Source organism: Chitinophaga sp. sic0106 (assembly GCF_019219075.1).
Classification (GTDB): domain Bacteria; phylum Bacteroidota; class Bacteroidia; order Chitinophagales; family Chitinophagaceae; genus Chitinophaga.
The window spans coordinates 70457-96302 of the sequence record NZ_JAHUWJ010000018.1; the positions used below are offsets into that span (position 1 = coordinate 70457).

The following is a 25846-nucleotide window of genomic DNA, read 5'->3' on the forward strand; positions in this document are numbered from 1 at the left end:
ATGAAAAAACTGCTTTTTTTGCTGCTGATAGTCACTGCCTGCCAACGTGGAAAAGTTACTCCTGTAAGTAACTGCAGTACTGCTTTTGCGGAGATTCCTGTGCAGGTTACGTATACGGATACACTGGAGTTATACCTGGATAGTCAGATGGTGTTTTCTCCTTTTACCCCTGTTGATTTTGATACGGCCACACAGCAGTTATACGCGTTCGATAGTTACGGCAAGCGCCTGCTAACCTACGATATCTCTAACACAGATACCCTCATTCATCCAACAGCGGAGCATAAAATCCATACGAGAGAAAAGGTGACATATTTTAGGTACTTGTCGCCCGACAGTTTGTTGTTATACGCTTACAACCGCGACTACCTCATGTACTACAGTATTGCCCGTGATACGGTAACGCATACACTGACTTTTCTTCCCCCCGGCAGATCATTTCCTAAAACAGTATTGCCTGCACGGCCCTTTGCCAGTCCGGCTGCACCTATTCACCTTATTGATAGGGTAGTGGTAGGAGCGGGTTATTTGCTCGGTGAAAAAACGGAGGAAAATTTTTCCGGAAGAACCATCTTTTCGGTTATTCATCCGGGGCATAACAATGTGAAATATCATGTGCCTTACTCAAAGGTATATCAGCAAAATAACTGGGGCGGATCTCATTTACGCATACCATATACCACCTATAATGCTGCCTCAAAACAGTGGATACTGAGCCTGCCGGCGGATCATCATATCCAGGTGATCGATAGTAACTGGGGAGTTACTGAAGTGCCGGCATCGACTGCAAAAGGGGTTTGTATCACGAGTATGGATCTGGCAAAAGATAATAAAGCTATCTATGATGCGGATGTTTCCCTGCAATATTATTTACACACGCCAAGCTATCGCAATATCATATACGATGCTTATCGCGACTGCTATTACAGGATGCTGGAGCTGCCGGATGCGGCGCAAACAGGCAAGCAACCCTGGTTAATAGTGTTGGATAAACGTTTTCAATATAAAGGCGAAGTGGCCATCCCTGTCTCTTTTGCATTGGATAATTTTTTTATAGGGAGAGATGGAATTTATTTTCTGGATATGGCAAATGCCAATCAAAATATCGCACGTTATGTACAATGTCAAATTACCTGGTAGTATCCTGATAGTGGTGTTTTTGTTGGTATCATGCAGAGATGATTATTCACCCTTAATGACGGCTGTCCGTTCCCTGGACACTCAGCCGGTGAAAAACGGGATGTATGTAGTGATTCCCAATCAGGGATGTGATGGATGCATCACCACGGCCGAAACATTTGTAAAAAAGAATGTGCGGTCATCTCCCCAAATAAAATACATCTTTACTAAAATTCAATCTGCTAAAATGCTCCGCATTAAGCTGGGAGGCGAAGTTTTCCATGATGAGCACATCCTGTTGGATACAGCCAATACTATCATTTACCCGGAGCCGGAAAAAGATATCTACCCGATGATTTTATATATAGAGAAGGGGGAGATCGCACAGGTGAAATACCAGCGCCCGGGAGAGGATGGGCTGGAAGAATTGAGCCGGGAAATGCCACCGGTGAAATAAAAGCTTATGCTGCCCGCTGTTTGAGATGCTTGTTTACCTTTTCCCTTTTAGTTCGACTAATAATAGGAAGGATGCTTCCTTCCCTGATTCCATCTTATTTCCGGAGCATGCCGAAAATCCGTGAAAGAGTAGGCATCCCATTAGCCGAAAAGGGACATATGAGTAGGCAACCCCAAACACCCCAATTGTTATGAACTACGTTTTTAAAGGAAGATTATGTGGCCTCCTGTGCAGTGATGACTGCCGGGAAGTACTGGCGGGAGTCAAAGTAAGACTGTACCGCACCGATAACAGAGAAGCACTCGTGGCGCTGGCAGTAGCAGATACAAACCAGACATTTCACCAGGTCAGTGAGGAGGACGTGAAGGCGAAAAGTAAGCAACTCCTGGCGGAAACCACCGCTAATGAAAAGGGTGAATTCGTTTTCAACCTGGGTGAAAAGCAAAATTATAAAGGCGAAGCATTTGATATCGATTTCTCCTGTGGAACCGGATTTGGTAAGCCGATTCCCCCCAGGAAGATTACAGACTTCCAGTTTCACCTGACCACCCTGCAACCCCAATGGCGGGAGCGAAATGCTGATAACAGGCAAGAGTATCTCTTTAACTGGGAATATTGCATCGTATCCAAATGGTGGTGCCAGATATTGAAAATGCTGGATCGCTGGGTGATCTGTGGAAAAGTAGTGGACTGTAAAACCGGCAAGCCGCTGAATGGATTACGGGTGTTCGCCTATGATGTGGATCTTATCCAGGATGATCCGCTGGGCAGCGATTTTACAGATGCTTCCGGTCATTTCAAGATCGTTTACACTTCCACAGATTTCTCTAAAACCCTGTTGAACTGGTTGAATGTGGAGTGGCCAGCAGGCCCGGATCTCTTTTTCCGGGTGGAATCGGCTTCCGGAAGTGTATTGCTGAAAGAGCCGCGTAGCATGGGTCACACCACTGCCCGCACCAACGCACATAATTGCTTTTGTGTAAAACTCTGTGTTCCCGACGGCGAAATTTATACAGTGGATACGCCGCTGTTTACACGTTTCGGTGAGTATAAGATCATTGGTGATATCGATGCCAATGGTTTGACGGCCATTAACCGCACCTTTGCCAGTGGTATTGGCTTTGGATTTTTCGGTGCTGTGAAATTGGTGGGTTATGCCACTAAAAAAGTGCCGACCGATGCTACCAGACCCCTGCACTACCGCTTCACCTATTCCTATGATGGCGCCACCTGGAATCCTGTTACGCTGGCACAAACGCAGCAAAGCAGGCTGGTAGTAGGCGTGCGCGAAATTATCTGGAATGGGGTACAGGCATTTCAGGACATTGTGATTGATCCAAATCAGCCGGCCTCCGTGGCGGATAGCATTCCGCCGGATGGTGCACCAGGCGTTATTCCGGATCATGTATTGCATCAGGATGCCAATGGTTGGGTGAGAGTGGATCAGCGCGGGATAGACAATGGCTTTATCGGGCCTTTGCTGTGGGTGAATACCAATGTGCTCGTTCCTGGTGGAGATCCGTTATCAGCGGGTGATACCCCAGGCAATGCTCCTGCCAGCCCTAAAAATGGGCGACGCGTATTTTTCGCTTACCAGACGACAGATGATCCTGCCAACCCGGCTTCACCACATTTCACGGAGCAGCTGACCAAAGGAGTTATTTATATCAATAACTGGGAAGAAGTACGGCTGCTGCAGCTCGACGAGCTTAGCTCCGGCGCCAGTGGTTGCACTCCTATCACTACCAATGCGCATGTGCGTTACACTGCTGACCATGAGCTGATAGCCTCCTGGGCGCTGGGCATCTCCAGTGCAGCTGTTCCGGGCGGTATTACCATTACCGGCGGATCGGGCACGGTGCCACGTGGCTCAAATAATGTGATTGATTTTGCTACACCAGGTGCAGTTACACCTGCGTTTAACACCTGGCCATCCTGCGCTTATAAGCTAACATTGGTGACACGCAGAAAGCTGACGAATGGAGAAGGAAATGATGATCATACGGGAGTGGAAATTATCTTCTGTAGATAATCGGAATAGATTGGAAGGGTCGGATTATCAACAGGTAATCCGGCCCTTTTTGTTAATGGAAATATATGATTTAGCGTTGACTACTTACCGGATATGCTAAAGTGGGATGTTCCCAAAGCTTCCTGGCTGCCGGCCATAAAGTAACCCCTGAAATCCGTTCCCTAACCATTATTTTTAGTACCAGCTAACATTTTTCTACGACAGCAGATTAATACCTAATTCCACGAATATGAAACGCAGAGAATTTATTGGCCTGATAGGCAATACCAGCCTTTTGATGCTGGCTGGTCCTTCCGCACTTATCGCTGCCAGCACGGCTACAACAGAGTTCTTATTTCTCGAAGCTGAAAGCTTTGCTAATTACGGCGGCTGGGACCTGGATCAGCAATCCATGGATGTGATGGGCTCGCCGTACCTGCTTGCGCACGGATTAGGCGTTCCCGTAGTTGATGCTGTGACGGAGGTGGAGTTCCCGGTTGCCGGCAGTTATCGGTTATGGGTGCGCACCAAAGACTGGGTGGCTCCCTGGAAAGCGCCCGGTGCGCCAGGCAAATTTCAGGTGATGATTGACGGTGCGCCGGTAAAGGAAACCTTTGGTACCAAAGGGGATCAATGGCATTGGCATGATGGAGGGATCGTGAAAGTGAACAAAAATGCCAGGATCGCATTACATGATCTCACTGGTTTTGAGGGCCGTTGTGAGGCGATTCTCTTTTGTAAAGATCCCCATTTCAAACCAGTGAACGATGTAGCGGCACTTACAAAATTCCGGAGAAAACTCAATGGATTGAGCGATGTGCCTGTTGATGGCGGAAAGTACGATCTGGCGGTAATTGGTGGTGGTATAGCCGGTACGGCTGCGGCTATTTCAGCGGCAAGGCAGGGATTAAAGGTGGTATTGGTGCAGGACAGGCCGGTTTTGGGTGGCAATGGTAGTTCAGAGGTGCGGGTATGGCCGGAAGGACATACCAAACAGGAGCCGTTTGTGCATGTGGGTGAAATCGTGGAGGAATTTGTGCCGCTTACCGCGCAGCCGGTGCACGGTACCAGGAATGCGTTGGGTGGCATGGCCTATAATGATGAGCTCAAGTTGCAAAAAGTAAAAGCGGAGCCTAATATCACCCTCCTGCTCCATGAGCGTGCGTTTGCAGTGGAGGCGGTGAATAACAATATTAAAGCGGTTGTCTTACAAAATATTAAAACGGGTATCCGTAAGCGTATTACGGCCACCTATTTTGCGGATTGTACCGGTGATGCCGGCATAGGATTCATGGCAGGGGCTGACTTTGAGCAGTCCCAAACAGGCTTAATGGGTGTTTCTAACCTTTGGAATGTGCTGGATGCAGCAGATGATACAGCCGTGCTGGAATGTGAGTGTAAGGATAAAACAGCGCTTGCCACGCAATGTGAAATAGGACAGGTGGCGCAACCGTTTCCACGTTGTCCGTGGGCAATAGACTTAACCGACAAGCCATTTCCCGGCAGGAAAAATTTTAAAGGCCAATGGGGCAAAGAAGATCCGCTGGCTAACCTGGGTGGCTGGTTTTGGGAAAGTGGGTTTGACAAAGATCCGGTTACCCAGATTGAGCTGATCCGGGATTTAAATCTCCGAGCCATGTACGGCGCCTGGGACGCCCTTAAAAACGTGGATAAAGAATATCCTAACCACCGTTTAGGATGGGCTGCATTTATAGCGGGTAAAAGGGAGTCGAGGAGGTTAATGGGAGATGTAATACTCTCTGCGGACGATTTCAGGAACCATACACCGTTTCCTGACCCCGCCTTCCCATGCTCCTGGCATATCGATATCCACAGGCCCGATCCCGCATTTGACAAGGACCTGAAAGGGCAGGAGTTTATTTCCAGGGCTACAGAAGGGGACCACTTTACCTACAAACAGGAAGGTAGTCAGAAACAGCTGTACTGGGCGCCCTATCGCGTATTGTACAGCCGCAACATCAGTAATTTATTTATGGCAGGCCGTAATATCAGTGTGAATAATGATGGCCTGGGGCCTATCCGTGTGATGCGCACCTGCGGGATGATGGGAGAGGTAGTAGGAAAGGCGGCATCGCTGTGTGTGAAATATAATACAACGCCCAGAGGGGTGTATGAGCAGCATGCCGGGAAACTGCGGGAGCTAATGAAGTTGGAGGGGAGTTATAGGGTGTAGGTTTTAGGGAGATGTTTAGGTTCCGGGTGCGGTGAGTGCGCGGGTATTTTATAAGAGTTTTCGGGCAATTTGGCTCTAAGTGGTTCCTTGGAGATACTTAAAGCCAAATTGCGGCTCAATTTCGAAATATATGGTAAAAAACGCTAGCTAAGTTTTGGTACATATAGTCCCAGGGGTAACCGCGCGATTATTTATTTCTAAATTCGGCCCAATACGCTTTGCATATCTCCCAAAGTTCATCCACTGTCAATGGATGTTCACTTTGATCCAGTAGCTTAATTGCTCGGGCACTGATTGTCAGGTTGCCACCACAATAATCAAAGTTGTTATCATGTTGGCTACAGGTTACGACCACCTTGTTTTCCTGAATATCAGCAGAAATTATTTCAAGTTCAGCCCTGAAAATGTCCGCAATTTCAGTTTTAACAACTGTGGGCATATCCTTTTCAAATGGCCATGGATCAAGTTCAACCGTGCTAACGTTTTCCAGTTTTATATAAAACTCGTCAAACGATTTGTCAATACGTTCAGCTAAGTATTTGCAGCTGATAGTTAATGTCAACAAGTCTTTATCACCTGTCCAGGTAGTAATTGTTCCATCGTGGAAGATGGAAAAAATGTCCCTGATGTCGTTGACTGCTGTCATGCTAGGTATGATAATAATGCTAATAATTATTTGAGAGACAAAAATCTCAACTCGGGATTAAACGTTCGTAACATTGATTGTCGCATCTAAAATACAATCAATGACTTTTTCAGCATGGCAACCATTAAGGCCAGCACCCCAACAGGCATTGAATTCAAGAATGAACCAGCCTGTTTGTTCACTAAATGCAATGTCAATTACTGAAACAGCTGGTAGATTGCTCTTATGTTCATCAATAAATTTTGAAACGAATGCTTTGCCGGACGCCAGATTTGCTGACCCTTCATAAAACGCAATGTCCATCACTACACCGTCTTTTACAAAACTTCTTGCTTCGGATTGTATATTATCAATTATCTCAGATACTAAAATTTCCTCAGTAGCTTGAAGTCCATCTGTTGCTTGCTTAAAGTCCGCCATATTTTTAAAAATGCCAGCAGTAAATATTTTCGGGATCACAGGTTTTATAAAGACAGGGAAGTCGCTTTCAAGCACTCGACCAATCTGTTTTATTGCTACTTTTCGTTTAATCCATTCTTTTTCAAGTCGTGCTATTAAGGTGTCGTCAGGTGATAGTAGGCCCACATTATAGATTTGTGCCAAAACAAACGCAAATGCCTGATTGCCATAAATCGCAATTGGCTGTTTAGTCAGATTTTCATCTTTAATCCAATATTTTCTTAGTCTTTTGATTTGTCCACCGTTATTGGTCCAGGTAGAGAATATTTGTTCAAATTCAGCGTCAGTTTTTTCAGGGATTAAAAGTATGGTTGATTGATTCATAACCAGGATTATTAAATTAGGAGACTAAGGGTAATTTTATTAAATATTGGACACTAAACCTAAAATTCACGCAAATTCTAGGTTTATAAACCTAGAATTTGCGTGAATTTTAGGTTTAGAGGCAAAATCAAGGCTCGCCAATCTTTGCCATAAATGCAAAAGGGAGAAATCATACTTGATTATTTGTCCTTTTGCGGGTGGGAGACAAAGTTCGAACCATTTGATAGATAATTTAACTGAAATTCAGAGACTTATTAACAGGAATTAATTAGAAGAATTCATGTCATAAATGGCTGGTTGTTGAATTATGAACGAGGGCGATAATTATGAATATTTGCCCTCGAGTTTCTAATTGAGGGCAAAATTTACCCACGTTTTTAAATGAAAAAATATGGCATGTAATCCATCTGTTCCATATAATAATCTGCCTTTTTTACCTCCGACCGCAGTAATAGAGGATATTACTATCCTTAAAAAGACCATCAAGGCTAGTCGGTCGGTTTTTAGAGCTACTTCAACCCAAGCTGTAATTAAATAATTGTCAATAGACAAATAGTAATGATTTTCAATGCTTCATCGGACACACCTTACTTTCCCTGTTCATGGTATATTTCTCGAAATAGATATCAAAAAGGAGTGTAGGCTTTTATGTTCAGATCATACAAACTCTATGCATAAAAAATAATTAATCCCCAGGAATCGGGCATAATCATATACTTTGTATAAGTATTGATCTTCAAATAAAAAAGCCTGCTCAACTGAGCAGGCTTTTCCGCATTGCTGCGGACCGGACGGGACTCGAACCCGCGACCTCCGCCGTGACAGGGCGGCATTCTAACCAACTGAACTACCGATCCTCGAAAATATAGTCAAGATACTTGCTATCTTTCTGTTTCCCAATCCGTTGTGTTGTACCGTTTTGGGATTGCAAAGATAGCAACAAAGTTTTCATTTTAGCAAATCTTTTTTAAAAAAAATTTTCAGCACTATCTTTACACCGTACTTTAACCAATTTAGTCAAATTATGCAATTCCTGGATTTCGAAAAACCTATCGAAAATTTATACGACCAGCTGGCCAAGCTGAAGGAAAATGGTGAAAAGTCAGGCGTAGACGTTTCCGCTACTGTTGCCGAGTACGAAGCTAAAATCGCAAGTACCCGCCAGGAACTCTATGGCAACCTGACCGCATGGCAAAGGGTTCAGCTCAGTCGTCATCCCGATAGGCCCTATACCCTGGCGTATATCGAAAAGATGTGCACCAACTTTGTGGAACTGCACGGCGATCGTAATGTAAAAGACGATAAAGCCATGGTAGGCGGCTTTGCCGACCTCGATGGAGAAACTGTGATGTTCATCGGTCAGCAAAAAGGAGTAAATACCAAAATGCGCCAGCTCAGGAACTTTGGTATGGCTAATCCTGAAGGTTATCGTAAGGCCCTCCGCCTCATGAGACTGGCAGAAAGGTTTAATAAGCCAATCGTTACACTGATAGATACCCCCGGCGCTTATCCGGGACTGGAAGCAGAAGAAAGAGGCCAGGCCGAAGCCATCGCCCGGAACCTCTTCGAAATGTTCAAACTCCGTGTACCAGTTATCTGTATCATCATCGGTGAAGGTGCCTCCGGTGGCGCACTCGGTATCGGTATCGGCGATCGCGTACTCATGCTCGAAAATAGCTGGTATACCGTTATCTCCCCGGAAAACTGCTCCACCATCCTCTGGAGAAGCTGGAACTTTAAAGAAAAAGCAGCAGAAGAACTCAAACTCACTTCAGACTACATGGCCCAGTTCGGACTGGTAGACGGTGTTATCCGTGAACCACTCGGCGGCGCCCACGTAAACCAGGATGAAATGGCTGATATCCTCAAAAAACGTATCAAACAGGAACTGGCTGAATTAAGGAAAATCGATGCGGATACCCGTATCCAGCAACGTATAGACAAGTTCTCCAACATGGGCTTTTTTGAAGAGCATTAAAAATTATTTAGAGAAGACAATAAAAAATTAGAATTTCGGGCTCCGAAATTCTAATTTTGTTTTTTCGCAAACACAATCATGGAACAATTAAGAGGCACCGGGGTGGCGCTAGTAACACCCTTTAAAGCAGATGAAAGCATAGACTGGAATGCTTTGGAAAAGCTGATCAACTATGTGATTGATGGCGGAGTTGACTATGTTGTATCCCTCGGTACAACCGGTGAAACTCCAACCCTTTCTTCAGAAGAGAAGCTTGATTTGATGAAGTTTACCTTCGAAAAGGTAGCGAAGCGGGTGCCTGTGGTTGTGGGTATCGGTGACTATAACACTAGAGATGTAGTAAAACGCCTGGAATCATGCCCGCTCGACGAGGCGGCAGCTATCCTCAGCGTTGCACCTTACTACAGCAAACCTACACAGGAAGGCATCTATCAGCACTATAAAGCAATTGCAGCAGCTTCTCCCAAACCTGTTATTCTCTACAATGTGCCTGGCCGTACCGGTCGTAACATGACCGCAGATACAACCCTGCGCCTCGCACACGAAGTAGAAAATATCGTGGCCATGAAGGAGGCTTCCGGCGATATGCTCCAATGCATGCAGATCCTGCGCGATAAACCGAAAGATTTTATCGTTGTTTCCGGTGATGATGCACTGGCCCTCGCACAGCTGGCCTGTGGCATGGATGGTGTGATTTCCGTAGCTGCCAATTACTTTGCCACCGACTTTTCCGCGATGGTTAAAGCCGCATTGAAAAACGATTACCCAACGGCTCGTGCCCTCAACAATAAAATGTTGAAAGGCTTCGACCTCATGTTCTCCGAAAACAATCCTGCCGGCATCAAAGCATTCCTGGCCAACCGTGGCCTGGTGGAAAATAACTTCCGCCTGCCTGTTGTTCCAGCTACAGATGGCCTGTACCAGGAGATCGGTGACTATCTCTCCAAATACTAAAGGTTACAATTCTTTATATAAAAAGGCCTCAGTGGTATAACCGCTGAGGCCTTTTTCTTATGTGTAATTTGAGAAACACTTTGTTTATACCAGGAAGGTAACTCCTTCCTCAGCTATGTCGGTATTCGGAAAAATAGGCCGTGTTTCATCCAGGAAAAAATTCAGTTCGGTGTATTTAGACGAAAAATGCCCGATCAACAGTCGCTTCACATTGGCCGCCGCAGCTAAAGTGGCCGCCTGTACGGTGGTGGTATGGAAGCGCTCCGCTGCCTGCGTTTCCAGCACATGCAGATAGGTGGTTTCGTGGTAAATTAAATCCGCCCCGCGTAAATGTGGGATCAGGTTTACATCATAGATGGTATCGGCACAGTACACGTAACGCTTGCCCTGCTCAGGTGGTAAGGTCACCCAATCATTTTTTACCAGCGTCCCGTCCTTTCTTAAATAATCTTCCCCATCCTGCAGCTTCCCATAGAAAGCAGCGGGTATCTCATATGCCTTGGCCTGATCCGGTAATAACTTGCGTTTTTTCTTCTGCAATTGCACAGAAAATCCAAAACAGGGAATACGGTGTTCCGTAGGGAAACAGCTGACTGTCAGATCTTTATCTTCTACAATTATCCCTGTTTGCCCGGTTTCCAGGGCCACAAATGTGAGCTCAAACCGGAAAGCCGTACCGGATACATCTAATTGTATCTGCATAATTTGCTGGAGTTCCGGTGGACCAAAAACAGTGAGGGGCTCCGTCCTTCCCATCAGATTCAGGGTGTTCAGCAGTCCTATCAGCCCAAAATAATGGTCGCCATGAAGGTGACTGATAAAAATATACCTCAGTTTACTGCGCCTGATCTTATATTTCGCAAATTGGAGCTGGGTGCCTTCCCCGCAGTCAAGCAGCAGCAACTGATCATTACACGTAACGATCTGCGCCGTGGGATGCCTGTCCAGCGTGGGAATGGCCGAGTTATTACCTAAAATCGTTACACCAAACATTATAATGATTTACTTGCCTGTAGCTAAATTATTCCATTCCGTCCAATAATTCCCTTTCCAGTTCCTCCATCATCACCAGGTCAATCGCCTCGGCCATCGTAGGCGCGAAATTGAAGTTTTCAGGGGCGGCCGCTTTGATCAAAGCTGTTAAATCGCTGTTAAGACCCGTCACTGCACAGGACCGGTTATTGTCATACATAAATGTATAAACTGCTAAAATGGCTTCCAGCCCGGCATCGTCTATTTTCGTGAGCAAATGTAAATCCAGTATGAGGTTACGGGTATCCAGACCGGGCAGGGTGGTGGCTGTTTCTACAAAAGAAGCTGCCAAATTAGCATCCAAAGCATTCTCTTCTGGACAAAAAACCACTATTTTTTCTTTGGTATCAATTTTGAATTTCATGCGTTGGATCTTGTTTATATTTTAGTAAGAATCAATAAACTGAAACTAATCTGGGACCCGCCTCTAAAAAATACCCTGGAGAGAACGAACAAATACATTTGTTTTTTCGTAGATATTTTTAAAAAGACCCGTACCCATTTCACCCACAAAAATAATGTTATACTATTAAAGTGTAAGATGAAGGAGTAGAAAAAGGAATAACTTCAATCCATCTAATTCGCTGTCAAAGGAAATCAGAATTATTCGTTATTATTGTATAAGCATGCCCCCGTAAGGGTTTTTATCATCTAATTTATTCACAATGGACCAGAATTTTTCACCGCAAGTTAAGGAGATCATTTCGTTCAGCAGGGAGGAAGCTTTACGCCTGGGAAATGATTTTATCGGTACTGAACACCTGCTGTTGGGTATTATTCGCGAAGGCGAAGGTACGGCCGTAAAGATTCTGCAAGCGTTGAACGTAGACTTATACGAATTACGCAAAGAGGTAGAATTGGCTGTAAAGGATAAGACGGGGAAAAATATTGCAAACATCAATAGTTTACCCCTGACCAGACAAGCTGAGAAAGTGATCCGCGTAACAGTCCTCGAGGCAAAAGCCCTGAAGAGCGCTACCGTGGAAACAGAACATCTCATGCTGTCTATCCTGAAAAATAAAGAAAACGTTTGTACACAAATCTTACAACAATTTGACGTGGACTACGATACTTTTAAAAACGAACTGGGCTTTGTAAAATCTGCTGATCCCAAAGCAGAATTTGATGATCCGGGCGAGGAGGAATTCGAAGACGAAAGAAAATCTTACGCTTCTAAATCCAAACAAGCCAATACCAAATCCAAAACTCCGGTGCTGGATAACTTTGGTAGAGACATCACCAAGCTGGCCGAAAGTGGCAGCTTAGACCCGATAGTTGGTCGTGAACAGGAAATTGAACGTGTTTCACAGATACTGTCCCGTCGTAAAAAGAATAACCCTATCCTCATCGGGGAGCCGGGTGTAGGTAAAACCGCCATCGTGGAAGGCCTGGCCCTCCGCATCGTGCAGCGCAAGGTATCCCGCGTGCTGTTCGACAAGCGTGTGGTGAGCCTCGACCTCGCCGCCCTCGTGGCCGGTACCAAATACCGTGGCCAGTTTGAGGAAAGGATGAAGGCGATCATGAATGAACTTGAGAAAAACAGGGATGTAATCCTGTTTATCGATGAAATTCATACCATCGTAGGTGCCGGCGGCGCTTCAGGTTCCCTGGATGCCTCCAACATCTTTAAACCAGCCCTCGCAAGAGGCGAGCTCCAATGCATCGGTGCATCCACACTGGATGAATACCGCATGTACATTGAAAAAGATGGTGCCCTCGATCGCCGTTTCCAAAAAGTAATGGTAGAACCGCCTAGCGTGGAAGAAACCATTCAGATCCTCAATAACATCAAGCCTCGTTATGAAGAATACCATAACGTAAGCTATACCGAAGATGCGATTGAGGCATGCGTGAAACTGAGTGATCGCTATATGACCGACCGCCTCCTGCCCGATAAAGCAATCGACGTGCTGGATGAAGTAGGTGCGCGTGTACACCTGAAAAACATCAATGTTCCGCAAAATATCCTCGATCTGGAAAAACAGATTGAAGATATCAAGCAGGAAAAAAATAAAGTAGTGAAGAGCCAACGCTTCGAAGAAGCCGCTGCCCTGCGCGATACCGAGAAGAAACTGGGTGAAGACCTGGAACGCGCCAAGGCAATGTGGGAAGAAGAAGTGAAGCACAAACGCTACCCTATTGATGAAGAAGCCATCGCGGAAGTAGTAAGCATGATGACCGGTATCCCAGTGAAAAGGATGGTACAGGCAGAAAGCGACAAATTACGCCGCATGGGTGAAGACCTGAAAGGTGCCGTGGTAGGCCAGGACGAAGCTATCAGCAAAGTCACCAAAGCCATCCAGCGTAACCGCGTAGGTCTGAAAGATCCTAAAAAACCAATCGGTACATTCATTTTCCTCGGTCCTACCGGGGTGGGTAAAACTGAGCTTGCCAAATCACTGGCCCGCTACATGTTCGACTCCGATGATGCACTGATCCGTATCGATATGAGTGAGTACATGGAGAAATTCTCCGTAAGCCGCTTAATTGGTGCACCTCCGGGATATGTTGGTTATGAAGAAGGTGGTCAGCTGACCGAAAAGGTTCGCCGTAAGCCTTACTCCGTAATCCTCCTGGATGAAATTGAAAAAGCACACCCTGACATCTATAACCTGCTGTTACAGGTACTGGATGATGGTATCCTCACCGATGGCTTAGGCCGTAAGGTGGACTTTAAAAATACCCTCATTATCATGACTTCTAACATTGGTGCCCGTCAGTTGAAAGACTTCGGTGCAGGTGTAGGTTTTACCACTTCCGCCCGTGCTAGCACAGAAGAGGAAAATACCAAGTCAGTGATTGAAAAAGCACTGAAACGTACTTTCTCTCCTGAGTTCCTCAACAGGATCGATGATGTGATTATATTTAACCAGCTCACCAAAGAGCATATCTATACCATCATCGACATCACCATGAAGAGTGTGCTCAAACGTTTGAACAGCCTGGGCTTCAGCCTGGAACTGACAGACGAAGCCAAAGGATTCCTGGCAGATAAAGGCTACGACCAACAGTTCGGTGCCCGTCCGCTGCACAGAGCCATCCAGAAATACCTGGAAGATCCTTTAGCAGAAGAAATCCTCAACATGAATATTCATGATGGAGATGTTCTGGTGGCTGACCTGGACAAAGAAAACCAGAAACTGGTGTTCACACTCAAAAACTCCAGCAAAAGCAAATCAGAAAAATCAGAAGCGTAATTCACACTACTGAATATATAGAGCCGCCTGCACTCGCAGGCGGCTTTTTTCATAAATTAATGTCTGCTGCCCGGCGAATTCAACATCTCCCTACAGAAAAAGAAGTTACCCCAGAGAAACTGACCCCTACCGCGGAATCTTACCCGATTAATATCCGATGTCTCCCCAGCTAATTTTTATATTATAAAAAAATGTATAACATAAAGATGTTATGACAAAACATAATATTATTTAAATAAAACATGTATATTTTAATTAAAATGTTTGTCTGCTTTTTAGGGAGATGTAATACAGATAAGTGATTTATGGTATAGATATCTATTTGGCAGTCCTATTACCCTACCAGATTTTTTGGGGCATTCTTCACAAACTTAAATGGTATTATCATGCCATTTTCATACCTTATAGATAGTATATTTTTGCATTATATAAGATTATAGACTTTAGTCCGTATTGTCTTACAAAACTTATTTATTTAAAAAAGATACCATACTTTATTAGAGCACCTGAGAGAAAAGATGTAGTACGATGCAATGTAGCAGTATCGGCAGTGTGCCATAGACGATGATGATGTAAGCAAAGCACTACCTAGGAAACTTGACAACTAATTCCCTTTATACTAATAATTTTTATCCGTATATCTATGACTAAAACTCTACAAATCGCTGCTCGCGGTATACTGTTCGGAGGCCTGGCCCTGATGGCAACTCAGGCAAACGCACAGTTGAAAATTGGTGCTAATCCTACCAATATCAAAAAGTCAGCGATCCTCGAACTCGAATCAGACCGCCAGGGTTTACTGTTACCCCGCTTAGCTGATACTACTGCCATTAATGGATTATTTGGTACCGATGATACCCAGCGCAAACTGGAAGGTATGATGATCTATCTCACCAAATCCGGTGCAGAAGGAATATATGTGCGTCAAGGCGGCGGTTGGCACAAACTGGCCCGCGGTGGCCAATCCTGGGATGTTCTCGGTAATGCCCTGACTGGTGTAACCTCTCCATTCATCGGTTCTACTGATAACATACCCTTTGTGCTGAAAGCAAACAATAAAGTTGGTATGGTGATCGACGACGGTAAAGTAACCGTATCGAACGGCATTACCATCACAGGTTTACTGGAAGATTTAACCGCTACCACTGGTGTATTTATAAATAAAACCACTGGAGTAGCTGCCTATCGCGACTTTGGAACCGGAGCTTTCGTTGACCGCTTCAGCATCAATGGCGACAATACACCTAACTTTACACTCGCAACAGCGGATAATAAAAGCTATTTCTTCACTGGTGGTCCGGCAGGTACCCTGACGCTGACTGTTAGAAATCAGGATGGTACGGATGCTACTGCAGCCGGCTTACTGACCTATGCTGACTGGCAACGTATCCAAAACGCCGCCGCGTCCAAAGACCTGCTCACCGGTAACTTTAACAATACTGCCAACGATCAGGGTTTAACGATCGACAGTGCTACCGCCGGAAGAAAATATGTAATCCTGCATGCTGCTGATGGAACCCATCCGGGTGGTGTGTCTGCCAATGCACAAAGCTTTGGTGGCCCTAAAACTTTCCTGGACGAACTGATCGCCAACAGCCTGCTCACCGCTAAATCAACCGCTAATTTCGAGCAGGATGTAAATGTTACCGGTGCAACTGCATTGTCTGGTAACCTGACAGTTGCTGCTGCAGCTACTGCTACCTTTAACGGTGCTACTACCTTCGCCAGCGATGTTACCATGAGTGGCGTAAACACCAATACTTCTACCACCGCTACTGAGTTTGAAATCCTGTTACTGGGTACAAACAGCCTCGTGGAAAAGAAAACACTCCCTGCATCTGCATTCACTCCATTCACTTTCGCAACCGCTCATACAGGAACTGATCTGAACGTAACTACAGGTACTGACCAGAAAGTTACGATCGCTGTTCCTTATGCCGGCCAGGGTATTGCAGGTGGTTTGCTTAACAATCAAACACAAAGCATTATCGGTGATAAAGCATTTTCTGAAAATATCAGAGTGGCTAAACGTGTACTCGTTGGCGATACTACAACCGCACCTACCTCTGTTTTGCAGGTAAACGGTTCCATGGCATTGCCAATTACCTCTGTAGGTGGTAGCTATACTGCAACTGCCAACGATTACACAATCGTTGTTAAACCTACTATGCAGGCTATCATCACACTGCCTAAAGCCAGTGATGCAAAAGGCCGCATCTATGTAGTGAAAAGAGCAGGTGTTGCCTCTGACGGTACCGCTACTCAACAGGATGTAAGCGTGAAAGCAAATGGCACCGACAAAATTGAAGATGGTGCTCAAATAGATCTCAATGTGCCTTGGACTACCATCACACTCCAGTCTGATGGTGTGGATACCTGGTATATCATCAAGAATTAATCCTACTGATACACCCGACGGTCATGCCGTATAGGCATGACCGTTACCCCATTATTCCAATTTTAAAAGAAAGTTGTATGAAGCTGAATAGAAAGCTGAAAATGTGCGTCGTTGGTGTGATATTAGCATGCAGTGGTAGCTTGTCTGCCCAGCAACTTAAACTGGGAGTTGCCCCTACAGTCATTAACCCTGCTGCACTGCTGGAATTAAACAGCGATCAACACGGACTCCTGCTCAACAGAGTCCCCCTCAGCGCCCTATCCGGTTCCGGAAAATTAGCAAACGCCCCCGATGGCATGATCGTATACGTAACAGATGCAGCTGAACGCTCCCTATACATTAAAAAAAATAACTCCTGGCAGAAAGTAATTGACCTGGCAAATCTCCCCGCTACCTCATTTAAAGGCCGCACCGGCAATATTCAACCACAAGCAGGCGATTACGACGGAATGTATGTGCCTAATGCCCGCAGCCTGACCTTTAACACCCTTGCCAATGGTGTACTCACCATTTCCGCACCATTTACCCAGGACCTTTCCGCTGATCGCACCTGGAGTATCAACGCCAATAACACCAGTCCATTGTGGAACGCTAATTCCCTCAACAGTATTTCAATTGATAATACAACCCCTGCAAACGGGGATGTGTTAACAATGGTGGCCGGCAAATGGAAAGCAGCAGCTCCCGCAGCCGGATCATTCATTATCGCTAATCCTGCGACACCACAAACCGCCTCTTTTAATATTACCGGCAATGGCAGAATCGGTGGTAGTGCCGTTATTAATGGCGCTGCTCAGGTAGATGGCGCCCTCGCCGCCAACAGTGTGAATGCAACCAATAATATTGTTGCCGGCACCAAAATAAATACACCGCGCTTAGGCGTTGGTATTGCCACTACTGATCCTAACAACGTGGTGGAAATTTCTACCGGCGCTGCTATTGTAAATGGTGTTTCCGGCTTACGCCTCACAGGCCTTGGCACGGCAGCCACCACTGCTTCCAACGGTAAACTGTTATCCGTAAACGCTGCCGGCGATGTGATTCTTACCAACAACCCAAATAATACGGGTTGGAATATGACAGGTAACAGCGATGCTACTTCTCAAAACTTTCTCGGTACTGTAAACGATACACCCATGATCGTGAAAGCGGCAAATAAGGAATTATTCCGTGGCCAAAAGGGAATCAGTGGATATGCAAATTATATCAGTACTTTATTCAATGGTGCCAAAGCTTACAATGGACATCCCTTCATCATCCGCGCAAACGGTAATGATGTAATGGCTTTCCAGGACTCCACTGGTGCTATGAAATTCCACTGGAACTTATTAGGTGGTGGGTTGAACTTCGTGGAATCGAATGTGAGTGATTATCGGATCATGATTAAATCCGGTGGAGGTATAGGTATTGATACCGCAGCGCCAAATTCGTCCCTGCATGTAAATGGATCCTTTGCGACAAAAATTCGTGTGGCAACCGGAGCCGCTAATGCAAATGTAACGGTGCTGGAAACGGATCATACCATCCTGCTTAACCTGACAACACCTGTAGTGGTGCTGCCAGATGCGGCGGCCGATAATGCCGGCCGCGAATACCGGATAAAAGTAGTACAAGCTGCAAACGGAAACGGAACCACTACCGGGTCATTTACTATTCGCACCACAGGCAATCAGGCACTGGATGTGGGTATCGCTACTACCTATGTAGTAAATAACGGCCTGACCACCGGTACAGGTAATGCCACCCGAAGAACGCTCGGTGCCCGATGCACTGTTGTTTCTGATGGCAACAGGTGGTATATCGTAGACCTTTAGTGATTATATAAAAAACCATAACCATTCAATCTTTATTTTGACCAATTTTTTCATGAGAATATCTATACTCATACTGTTTTTACTATCATGTCTCCACCTGCGTTCCTCCGCACAGGACGGACTATACATCCCCGAAGGGGGAGTGGTCTGGCTGTACAACAACACACAGGTAGGCATCTTCAACAGCATGATTAATAACGGTGTTCTCGGTTCTAATCCCGGCAGTACCTTCTATATCCTCGGCAAGCGATGGACCAACGGTACCAACGCCAAACTGCCGGATGAAAGCGCCGACGGAGTTTCCGGTGTGGGTGGAAACTTTCTCTTTTCTTCATTAAACCCGATCCTCGGAGATGTAGGACAACAAACCATCTTCGGCAACTATAACATTGCCGCCAAACAGGGTACCAGCTTCCCTAACATGGAAGTAAACAACGGAAAAGGTATTATACTCGATGACCTCAGTGACCTTAAAGTCAGAGGTACCCTCCACTTCACCAGCGGTAAGATCTATCTCAACGGCTGGAACCTGATGGTAGGTGAAAAAACACCTGGTGTCATCAGCGGGTATACGGACTCACGTTACATCGTTACCGGCAACACCTTTGCTGGTGGCTACCTGTACCGCAGCGCCATTACCAGTACCGCCAACAGGGTAGTGTTTCCGGTAGGCTCGGCGGATAACGCCTACTCCCCGGCAGCAGTGCTGCTGGACGGTGGCGCTAAAGATAACTTCGGTATCCGCGTGTTCGACAGCGTATATACAGTAGCGATAGGTGGCAGCACGTACCGCGACAGCTTCGTCAACAAAACCTGGAATATCGTACGTACGGATAACTCCGGCGGTAAAGCTACCGTGATACTGCAACATATGGATGCCAGTGAAATGACCTCCTATATCGGTGCCCGCGATAGTAGCTTTATCACCCGGTTCGGTGTTACCGGATGGGATAAGCTCACCGTAATACCTTTCAAACCTCAGGCAGGCAACCTGAGTACCACCACTATGCTGCAGCCAGCCACCATGCATATGCGTGAGTTTACGGACCTGGGCAACACCACCTATTTCGCTAAAACGATCCTGAACGTAAAAATCTCACCGGCCATATTCCTGGTGTTTGAAGCCTCACGTGTGAGTCCTGCGCTCGCACAGCTCGACTGGACCACCTCCCGCGAGGTGAACAACCTCCAGTTTGAGGTGGAACGCCGCTACGAAAAAGATGAGGCCTTTACCACCATCGGGGTAGTGCCTACCAAGGCGGTAAACGGTACCAGCGTAAACCCGCTGTCGTACACGTTCAACGATCCTAATGATTACGACGATAATACCTACTACCGCATCAAAGCAACGGCTAAAGATGGTACTGTTACCTATTCAGAAATCAAAGTGGTTCCACCGGTATTCTCTATCCAGGTTTATCCGAACCCGAACAGAGGCAACTTCCACGTGAAGATCCGCGGTCTGAATAATGATATGCTGCTGAAAATGTATGATACATGGGGTCAGTACCTGCGCGAATACAAAGTCCGCAAAGATGCAGACATCCAGATCACACACATGCCTGCCGGTACTTACTTCCTGGTATTGTATAACCAGCAAACCGAGCAGAAAGTGAAGACAATCAAAGTAGTAGTATTGCCATAAACTGCCTTGTATTTGCTTTTCTCATAGAATTGCGCCAATTTTGTAGGGTCCTTTTGAAAAAAAGGACCCTTTTTTTGGCCCGCTCAAACGGCCGCCGATAAAATCTTACGACTTTGAGAAAAATAATCATCACGATAGACGGCTACTCTTCCTGTGGCAAAAGCACTGTTGCTAAACAACTGGCCAGGAAACTGGATTATGTGTATATCGACAGCGGTGCCATGTATCGTGCTATCACCCTTTATTTTCTGCAGAATCGTATTGACTGGACTTCCACACCGGCAGTAGTGGACGCACTGAAAAATATTCACCTGGAATTTGTTCCCAACACACATACCGGCACCGCCGATATGTTCCTTAATGAGGAAAATGTGGAACACCTGATCCGTGAAATGCTGGTGGCCGAAAAAGTAAGTGAAGTAGCCGCTGTAAAAGAGGTACGCGACTTCGCCGTAGCGCAACAGGTGAAAATGGGTGCCCGCAAAGGCATCGTTATGGACGGCCGTGATATCGGTACCGTAGTATTCCCGCATGCAGAACTCAAAATCTTCATGACCGCTGATATCACCATCCGGGTACAACGCCGCTTTAAAGAACTGTACGCAAAAAATCCAAATATCACCATCGATGAGGTGAAACAAAACCTCGAATTACGCGATTACATCGATGCCAATCGTGAAATAAGTCCCCTCCGGAAAGCAGAAGACGCTATCATCCTGGATAACAGTCACTTAACCATGGAAGACCAGCTGGCACTGGTTATGCAGTGGGTGGAGGATGCGATTATGGCGCATTCTTCATAAAATAATATTTTATATTATTAAAAGTGTTTTATACATTTGCGGGTATTACTTCTACTTGGAAGTAGTTATCCCGATAATTTTCCTGATCCTGAAGAATTTCCTACCCCCAAACCTTATCCATCCTGAAAAGCACTGCGCGTTTTTGGTCGTTGTGTAGTATAATTAATTTATTGACATGTATCGCATTATATATTTATCTCACTGTAGTGTATCCATTACCGTTTGATGAAACAAACTTAATGTGGAATCATGTGCCTTGTGCACATCAATTCCATATTTTCAGTAGGTGTATTCGGTTAATAGGAAGAAGGGGCGAATTCTTTCGCCCTTTCGCTTTTTTATGCCTGCAGGGAAATTTAAGTTAAAATTATAGCGCCTCCCGCCGCTGGCGGGAGGCGCTATAATTTTAGAAGAGACCGAAGGTCTCTTCTGAAATTAAAAGGGTTGATTTATTATATAAACGTCCGCGTACCCGCAAAGCTTTTCCGGAACTCCGACGGCGTATTCCCCTTCTTCTTCTTAAATATCCTGTTGAAATTAGAGAGATTCATAAACCCACACTGATAACAAATCTCAGAAACAGAATGCGTAGTATCAATCAGCATCCGAGAGGCATGCCCGATCCGTATCTCATTTAAACTGTCAATAAACGTTTTACCAGTGCGCTTTTTTATAAAACGACTCAGCGATACCGGCGTCATATTCACATGCTTGGCCAGCTCGTGCAGGCCAATGTCCTTGTCAAAATGCTGCTGCATATACTCAAACGCTTTTTCAATGCGGCGACTGTTATAATTATTCAGTGATTCGGCCGGAGCGCTGCTCAGTACCCGCATATTACGGGAAATACTGAGGTCGTGCAGGATCGATAACAGTTCCAGCACCGAATCAAACCCTGTCTTATAAGGCAACGCGAGCAACCGTGGTTTAAGGGACTGTATCGTCTCCCTGGAAAAAGAAATACCCTTGCTGGCATTCTCAAACAAAGAACGGATAAAGCTCAGCTGATTCCTCCGCAGAAATTTTGCATCCAGCAACTGCGCATGAAATTGTATCGTTACCTCCGTAATTTTTTTGGACTTACAATGATGATCCATCCATACATGTTCTACACTCGGACCTACCAGTACCAGCTCCGCGTCATCAATCTCTTCCACATGATCCCCCACAATTCTTTTTGCCCCCGCCGCATTTAAAATAAAGTTCAGCTCATACTCCTCATGGTAATGCAAAGGGAAATTGAACGTTGATTTTTCACGAATGAAAATCATAAAACAATCATGCTCCGTTAAGGGCGTAATTTCTTTATATGCCTGGGTCTTGCGCATAAAATGTATAGTAAGGTGGTATAAATATAGTATTAATTGGTGTTAAAAGTATTATATCTGTAAGTAATATTTTCTAGTGGCTAACTATCCTTATAGTTGTTGCTAATACTGGATTAATTAAATGTTAGGGAGATGTAAGCACCACAATTAATTGTTTGTTTTGTAAAATATGGGATAAAAAAGTATTGGTATTGAGTTGTATTATAAGATACTTTTGGTTCCATGTTCTGATGCAGGTTCCAACGTTATGAAGCCAACCGGAATGCAAGCTGCAGGAGCAATATTTATTCAACACAAAATCAGATCAACACCAACAAAAAATTATCAATTCCATTAAACAACGCTCTATGCATTTACAGCACACTATCCCTTCAGTTTTCAGGAAATGGCGGCTGGCAGCTTTAACGCTCGTCCTCCTTATTTCCTTCTCCTGCGCCGCCTGGGCGCAAAAGGTGCAGCTAAGCGGCACAGTGACCAATGAGAAAAACGAACCGCTTCCCGGTGTAACCGTTACCGTTAAAGGTACCGTCACCGGCGTGCTCACCAACGCTGATGGTAAGTTTAACATCAGCGCCGCACCTACCGCCACCCTCGTGTTCTCCATGATGGGCTTCGAGTCCCGCCAGGTGCCCGTTGGCAACCAGGCCAACCTCCATGTAAAACTACAGGACCAGCTGACCCAACTCAGCGACGTGGTAGTCACCGCCATGGGCATCAAAAAAGAAAATAAAGTATTAGGCTACGCCATCACCCAGGTAAAAGGAGAATCCTTTACCAAAGCCCGCGAAGCAAATGTGATGTGGGGCCTGCAAGGTAAAGTAGCCGGTGTAAACGTTACCAAACCGGTAACAGGCGCTTCCGGCTCCAGCCGCGTAGTAATGCGTGGCGGCGACTTCGGCGCCAGCCAGCCACTCTACGTGATTGATGGTATACCTATGGTATCCGGTAACAAAGGCAGCATCGATAATATGTACGGCGGTAAAGACGCCGGCGATGGTATCGGTAGCATCAACCCGGATGATATCGAATCCATGGAAGTACTCAAAGGTAATACCGCCGCCGCCCTCTACGGCGCAAGAGCCTCCAACGGTGTGATCGTGATCACCACCAAAAAAGGAACCGCCCGCAAAGGCATCGGTGTGGAACTGAATAGCACCTACAGCATCGAAAATCCAATCGACTACACCTCCAAAGATTACCAATACGAATATGGAATCGGTACTGGTGGTAATAAACCTACCACCGCCGCTGAAGCCCTCGCAGCAGGCCGCTCCAGCTGGGGCGCCAAACTGGATGGTACCAGCGTAATACAGGGCGACGGCGTTGCAAGACCCTACTCAGCCCGCAAAAACAATGTGAAAAATTTCTACGACGGCGGTAACACCTTCACCAACACCGTAGCACTCCTCGGTGGTAACGAAAACGTGAACTTCCGCTTCTCCTTCGGCGATATGAATAACCACGATATCATGCCTAACGCCGGTGTAAGAAGAAATAACTTCACCCTCAATACCAACGCCAAATTAGGCAAGAACCTCACCGCTACCATCAACGCACAATATATCCGGGAAAAAGCAGAGAACAGACCATGGCTCAACGATTACACCATGAACGCCGCTGTGGCCGCCTATCTCATGCCTACCAACTATGATATACGCGACTGGAGCAACCCACGTAAAGCCAACCGTGCAGAAAACCTCTGGACAACCAACAACTACTGGGCAAATCCATACTTCATGGCTTACGAAACACCTAACTGGGATAAAACCAATCGCTTCATCGGCTCTGCGGATATTAAGTATGATTTCGACAGCCACTTCTATGCACGACTGCTCACCGGTACCGACTTCTCCAATGTACTGGGACAGTTCCTCTGGTCCGATGGCATCGGTTTCTATCCTAATGGCCAGATCGGCATGTCCAATAGTTACCGCTCTGAATTCAATGCCCAGCTGATGACAGGTTATAATAATACCTTCAAAAACTGGTCTGTCAACGCTTTCGTAGGTGGTAACACCATGAAACGCAGCAACAATAACACCTCTTCCAGCGGTGATATTTTCATAGTGCCCGGCTTTTACTCCATTGGCAATACCACCAACAAATCCGGTGGCTACAACCTCACTGAATCCCAGATCAACTCTGTATTCGGATCTGCTGAACTCGGATTCCATAACTACCTCTACTTAACACTCACCGGTAGAAACGATTGGTTCTCTACCCTGGATCCAAATAATAACAATATCTTCTATCCATCTGTAGGCGCGAGCTTCGTAGTTTCCGACGCATGGAAAATGCCTTCCTGGATCAGCTTCGCCAAGGTAAGAGGCTCCTGGGCACAAACAGGTAGCGACCAGGATATCGCTGCCTATCAGCTGAACCTGACTTACTCCCTGCCTAACTCACCGAACGGAATTCCATTAGGCGGTATTGGTACTTCCTCGGTACCGAATGCTAACCTGCACCCTCAGCTCACTACCACCTACGAAGCTGGTCTGGAAGCCCGCTTCCTCAACGGCCGCGCAGGGATCGACCTGGCAGTATACAGCCGCCAGGTGACAGACGCTATCCTGAATTCACCCATCTCTATCAGCTCCGGTTTTACCAGCACCTATATGAACGCTGCTAAAATCGGTAACACAGGTATCGAATTGTTGCTAACTGGAACGCCTGTACGTAGCAATGATTTCAAATGGCAAACCAGCTACAACTTCGCCTACAATAAAAGTGAAGTGAAAGCATTGATCAACGGTCAGCAATCCATGGTAATCGCACAAAACCGCTCCGGCCTCTGGGGCGATGGTGGCGTACCTTCCTACGTATACGCAGAAGTAGGTCAGCCCTACGGTGTGCTGTATGGCAGCACTTACACCCGTGATGGACAAGGCCGTATTGTGTACGATGATAAAGGCCTGCCGGTTGCCGGAAAAATTGCCCGCCTGGGTAATGGTATCCAACCAATCGTAATGGGTTTCAATAACACGTTTACTTATAAGCAGTGGTCGCTCGACTTCCTGCTCGACGGTAAATTCGGCGGCAAAATGTTTTCCGGTACTACCAACCTCGCCTGGTACCAGGGCCTCGCTAAAGAAACACTGGCAGGCCGCGAAGGTGGTATCATCGGCGAAGGTGTAACCGCTGATGGTAAACCTAACACCGTGAAAGTAGCGGCGGAAGATTACTATAAGTTCGTTGCCAACAATATCGCTGAACAGTTCGTATACAGCTCTTCTTTCGTGAAACTGCGCCAGATCGTGGTGGGCTATTCCCTGCCACAGCGCTGGATCAAAGGTTCTGCCTTCCAGGCAGTGAACCTGTCGTTCGTAGCCAGAAACCTCTTTACCATTTACCAGGATGTGCCGGTGGTAGATCCTGAATCCGGTTACACCACCGGTGGCGGACAGGGTTTTGAAATGCTGGGAATGCCGGCCGTTAGAAGCTTTGGCTTTAACCTGGGTGTTAAATTCTAATTACTGTTAATGAGAAA

The 25846-nt window shown here is 46.0% G+C and carries 17 protein-coding genes and 1 tRNA gene; 12 read left to right on the plus strand and 6 right to left on the minus strand.

The genetic code is table 11. From position 1 onward, the window contains the following. From KW844_RS22595 to KW844_RS22610, 4 genes are all read left to right on the plus strand, one after another. Positions 1-1140: a DUF4221 family protein gene (locus tag KW844_RS22595; RefSeq protein ID WP_218379061.1), complete on the plus strand. Its 1140-nt coding sequence runs from the start codon at positions 1-3 to the stop codon at positions 1138-1140. 55 nt (positions 1141-1195) lie between these two features. Then, a complete protein-coding gene (locus KW844_RS22600) occupies positions 1196-1576 on the plus strand; it encodes a hypothetical protein (protein ID WP_218379062.1) in 381 nt (126 codons plus the stop codon). A 190-nt stretch (positions 1577-1766) separates the two neighbouring features. Continuing rightward, positions 1767-3608, plus strand: a complete 1842-nt coding sequence (locus KW844_RS22605) for a hypothetical protein (protein ID WP_218379063.1) — start codon at positions 1767-1769, stop codon at positions 3606-3608. Positions 3609-3837: 229 nt separating this feature from the next. Then, positions 3838-5781: an FAD-dependent oxidoreductase gene (locus KW844_RS22610; RefSeq protein ID WP_218379064.1), complete on the plus strand. Its 1944-nt coding sequence runs from the start codon at positions 3838-3840 to the stop codon at positions 5779-5781. A gap of 187 nt (positions 5782-5968) precedes the next feature. Here the strand turns inward: KW844_RS22610 and KW844_RS22615 are convergent, their stop codons facing one another. From KW844_RS22615 to KW844_RS22625, 3 genes are all read right to left on the minus strand, one after another. Continuing rightward, positions 5969-6427, minus strand: a complete 459-nt coding sequence (locus KW844_RS22615) for a hypothetical protein (protein ID WP_218379065.1) — start codon at positions 6425-6427, stop codon at positions 5969-5971. Between the two features lie 57 nt (positions 6428-6484). Further along, positions 6485-7210, minus strand: coding sequence for an ATP-grasp domain-containing protein (locus KW844_RS22620; protein ID WP_218379066.1), 726 nt, complete (start codon positions 7208-7210; stop codon positions 6485-6487). A 783-nt stretch (positions 7211-7993) separates the two neighbouring features. Beyond that, positions 7994-8067, minus strand: a tRNA-Asp gene (locus tag KW844_RS22625). A gap of 167 nt (positions 8068-8234) precedes the next feature. Between KW844_RS22625 and KW844_RS22630 the strand changes: the two genes are divergently transcribed. Together KW844_RS22630 and dapA are read left to right on the plus strand one after the other, a co-directional pair. After that, positions 8235-9188, plus strand: coding sequence for an acetyl-CoA carboxylase carboxyltransferase subunit alpha (locus KW844_RS22630; protein WP_218379067.1), 954 nt, complete (start codon positions 8235-8237; stop codon positions 9186-9188). Positions 9189-9266: 78 nt separating this feature from the next. After that, positions 9267-10142: a 4-hydroxy-tetrahydrodipicolinate synthase gene (dapA, locus tag KW844_RS22635; RefSeq protein WP_218379068.1), complete on the plus strand. Its 876-nt coding sequence runs from the start codon at positions 9267-9269 to the stop codon at positions 10140-10142. Between the two features lie 84 nt (positions 10143-10226). Here dapA and KW844_RS22640 read toward each other — a convergent pair whose 3' ends face one another. Then, positions 10227-11135, minus strand: coding sequence for a ribonuclease Z (locus KW844_RS22640; RefSeq protein WP_218379069.1), 909 nt, complete (start codon positions 11133-11135; stop codon positions 10227-10229). Positions 11136-11163: 28 nt separating this feature from the next. Beyond that, positions 11164-11538 carry an STAS domain-containing protein gene (locus KW844_RS22645; RefSeq protein WP_218379070.1) on the minus strand — a complete coding sequence of 125 codons (375 nt, stop codon included), beginning with the start codon at positions 11536-11538 and terminating at the stop codon, positions 11164-11166. 301 nt (positions 11539-11839) lie between these two features. Between KW844_RS22645 and KW844_RS22650 the strand changes: the two genes are divergently transcribed. The 5 genes from KW844_RS22650 to cmk all read left to right on the plus strand — a co-directional run bounded on the left by KW844_RS22650 (position 11840) and on the right by cmk (position 21031). Then, entirely contained in the window at positions 11840-14371 is a 2532-nt protein-coding gene (locus KW844_RS22650) for an ATP-dependent Clp protease ATP-binding subunit (RefSeq protein WP_218379071.1), read from the plus strand. Between the two features lie 643 nt (positions 14372-15014). Then, positions 15015-16769, plus strand: a complete 1755-nt coding sequence (locus KW844_RS22655) for a hypothetical protein (RefSeq protein ID WP_218379072.1) — start codon at positions 15015-15017, stop codon at positions 16767-16769. A 77-nt stretch (positions 16770-16846) separates the two neighbouring features. Then, positions 16847-18583: a hypothetical protein gene (locus KW844_RS22660; RefSeq protein WP_218379073.1), complete on the plus strand. Its 1737-nt coding sequence runs from the start codon at positions 16847-16849 to the stop codon at positions 18581-18583. Positions 18584-18635: 52 nt separating this feature from the next. Next, a complete protein-coding gene (locus tag KW844_RS22665) occupies positions 18636-20228 on the plus strand; it encodes a T9SS type A sorting domain-containing protein (protein WP_218379074.1) in 1593 nt (530 codons plus the stop codon). A gap of 113 nt (positions 20229-20341) precedes the next feature. Continuing rightward, the gene (gene cmk / locus KW844_RS22670) at positions 20342-21031 is read left to right on the plus strand and encodes a (d)CMP kinase (RefSeq protein ID WP_218379075.1); all 690 of its coding nucleotides are present in this window, start codon (positions 20342-20344) and stop codon (positions 21029-21031) included. A gap of 452 nt (positions 21032-21483) precedes the next feature. Here the strand turns inward: cmk and KW844_RS22675 are convergent, their stop codons facing one another. Then, the gene (locus KW844_RS22675) at positions 21484-22359 is read right to left on the minus strand and encodes an AraC family transcriptional regulator (protein ID WP_218379076.1); all 876 of its coding nucleotides are present in this window, start codon (positions 22357-22359) and stop codon (positions 21484-21486) included. Positions 22360-22706: 347 nt separating this feature from the next. Here KW844_RS22675 and KW844_RS22680 point away from each other — a divergent pair, with 347 nt between their 5' ends. Further along, positions 22707-25829 (plus strand): SusC/RagA family TonB-linked outer membrane protein, encoded by a 3123-nt coding sequence (locus tag KW844_RS22680; RefSeq protein WP_218379077.1) that lies wholly within the window; start codon positions 22707-22709, stop codon positions 25827-25829. The last annotated feature ends 17 nt before the right edge of the window (positions 25830-25846 follow it).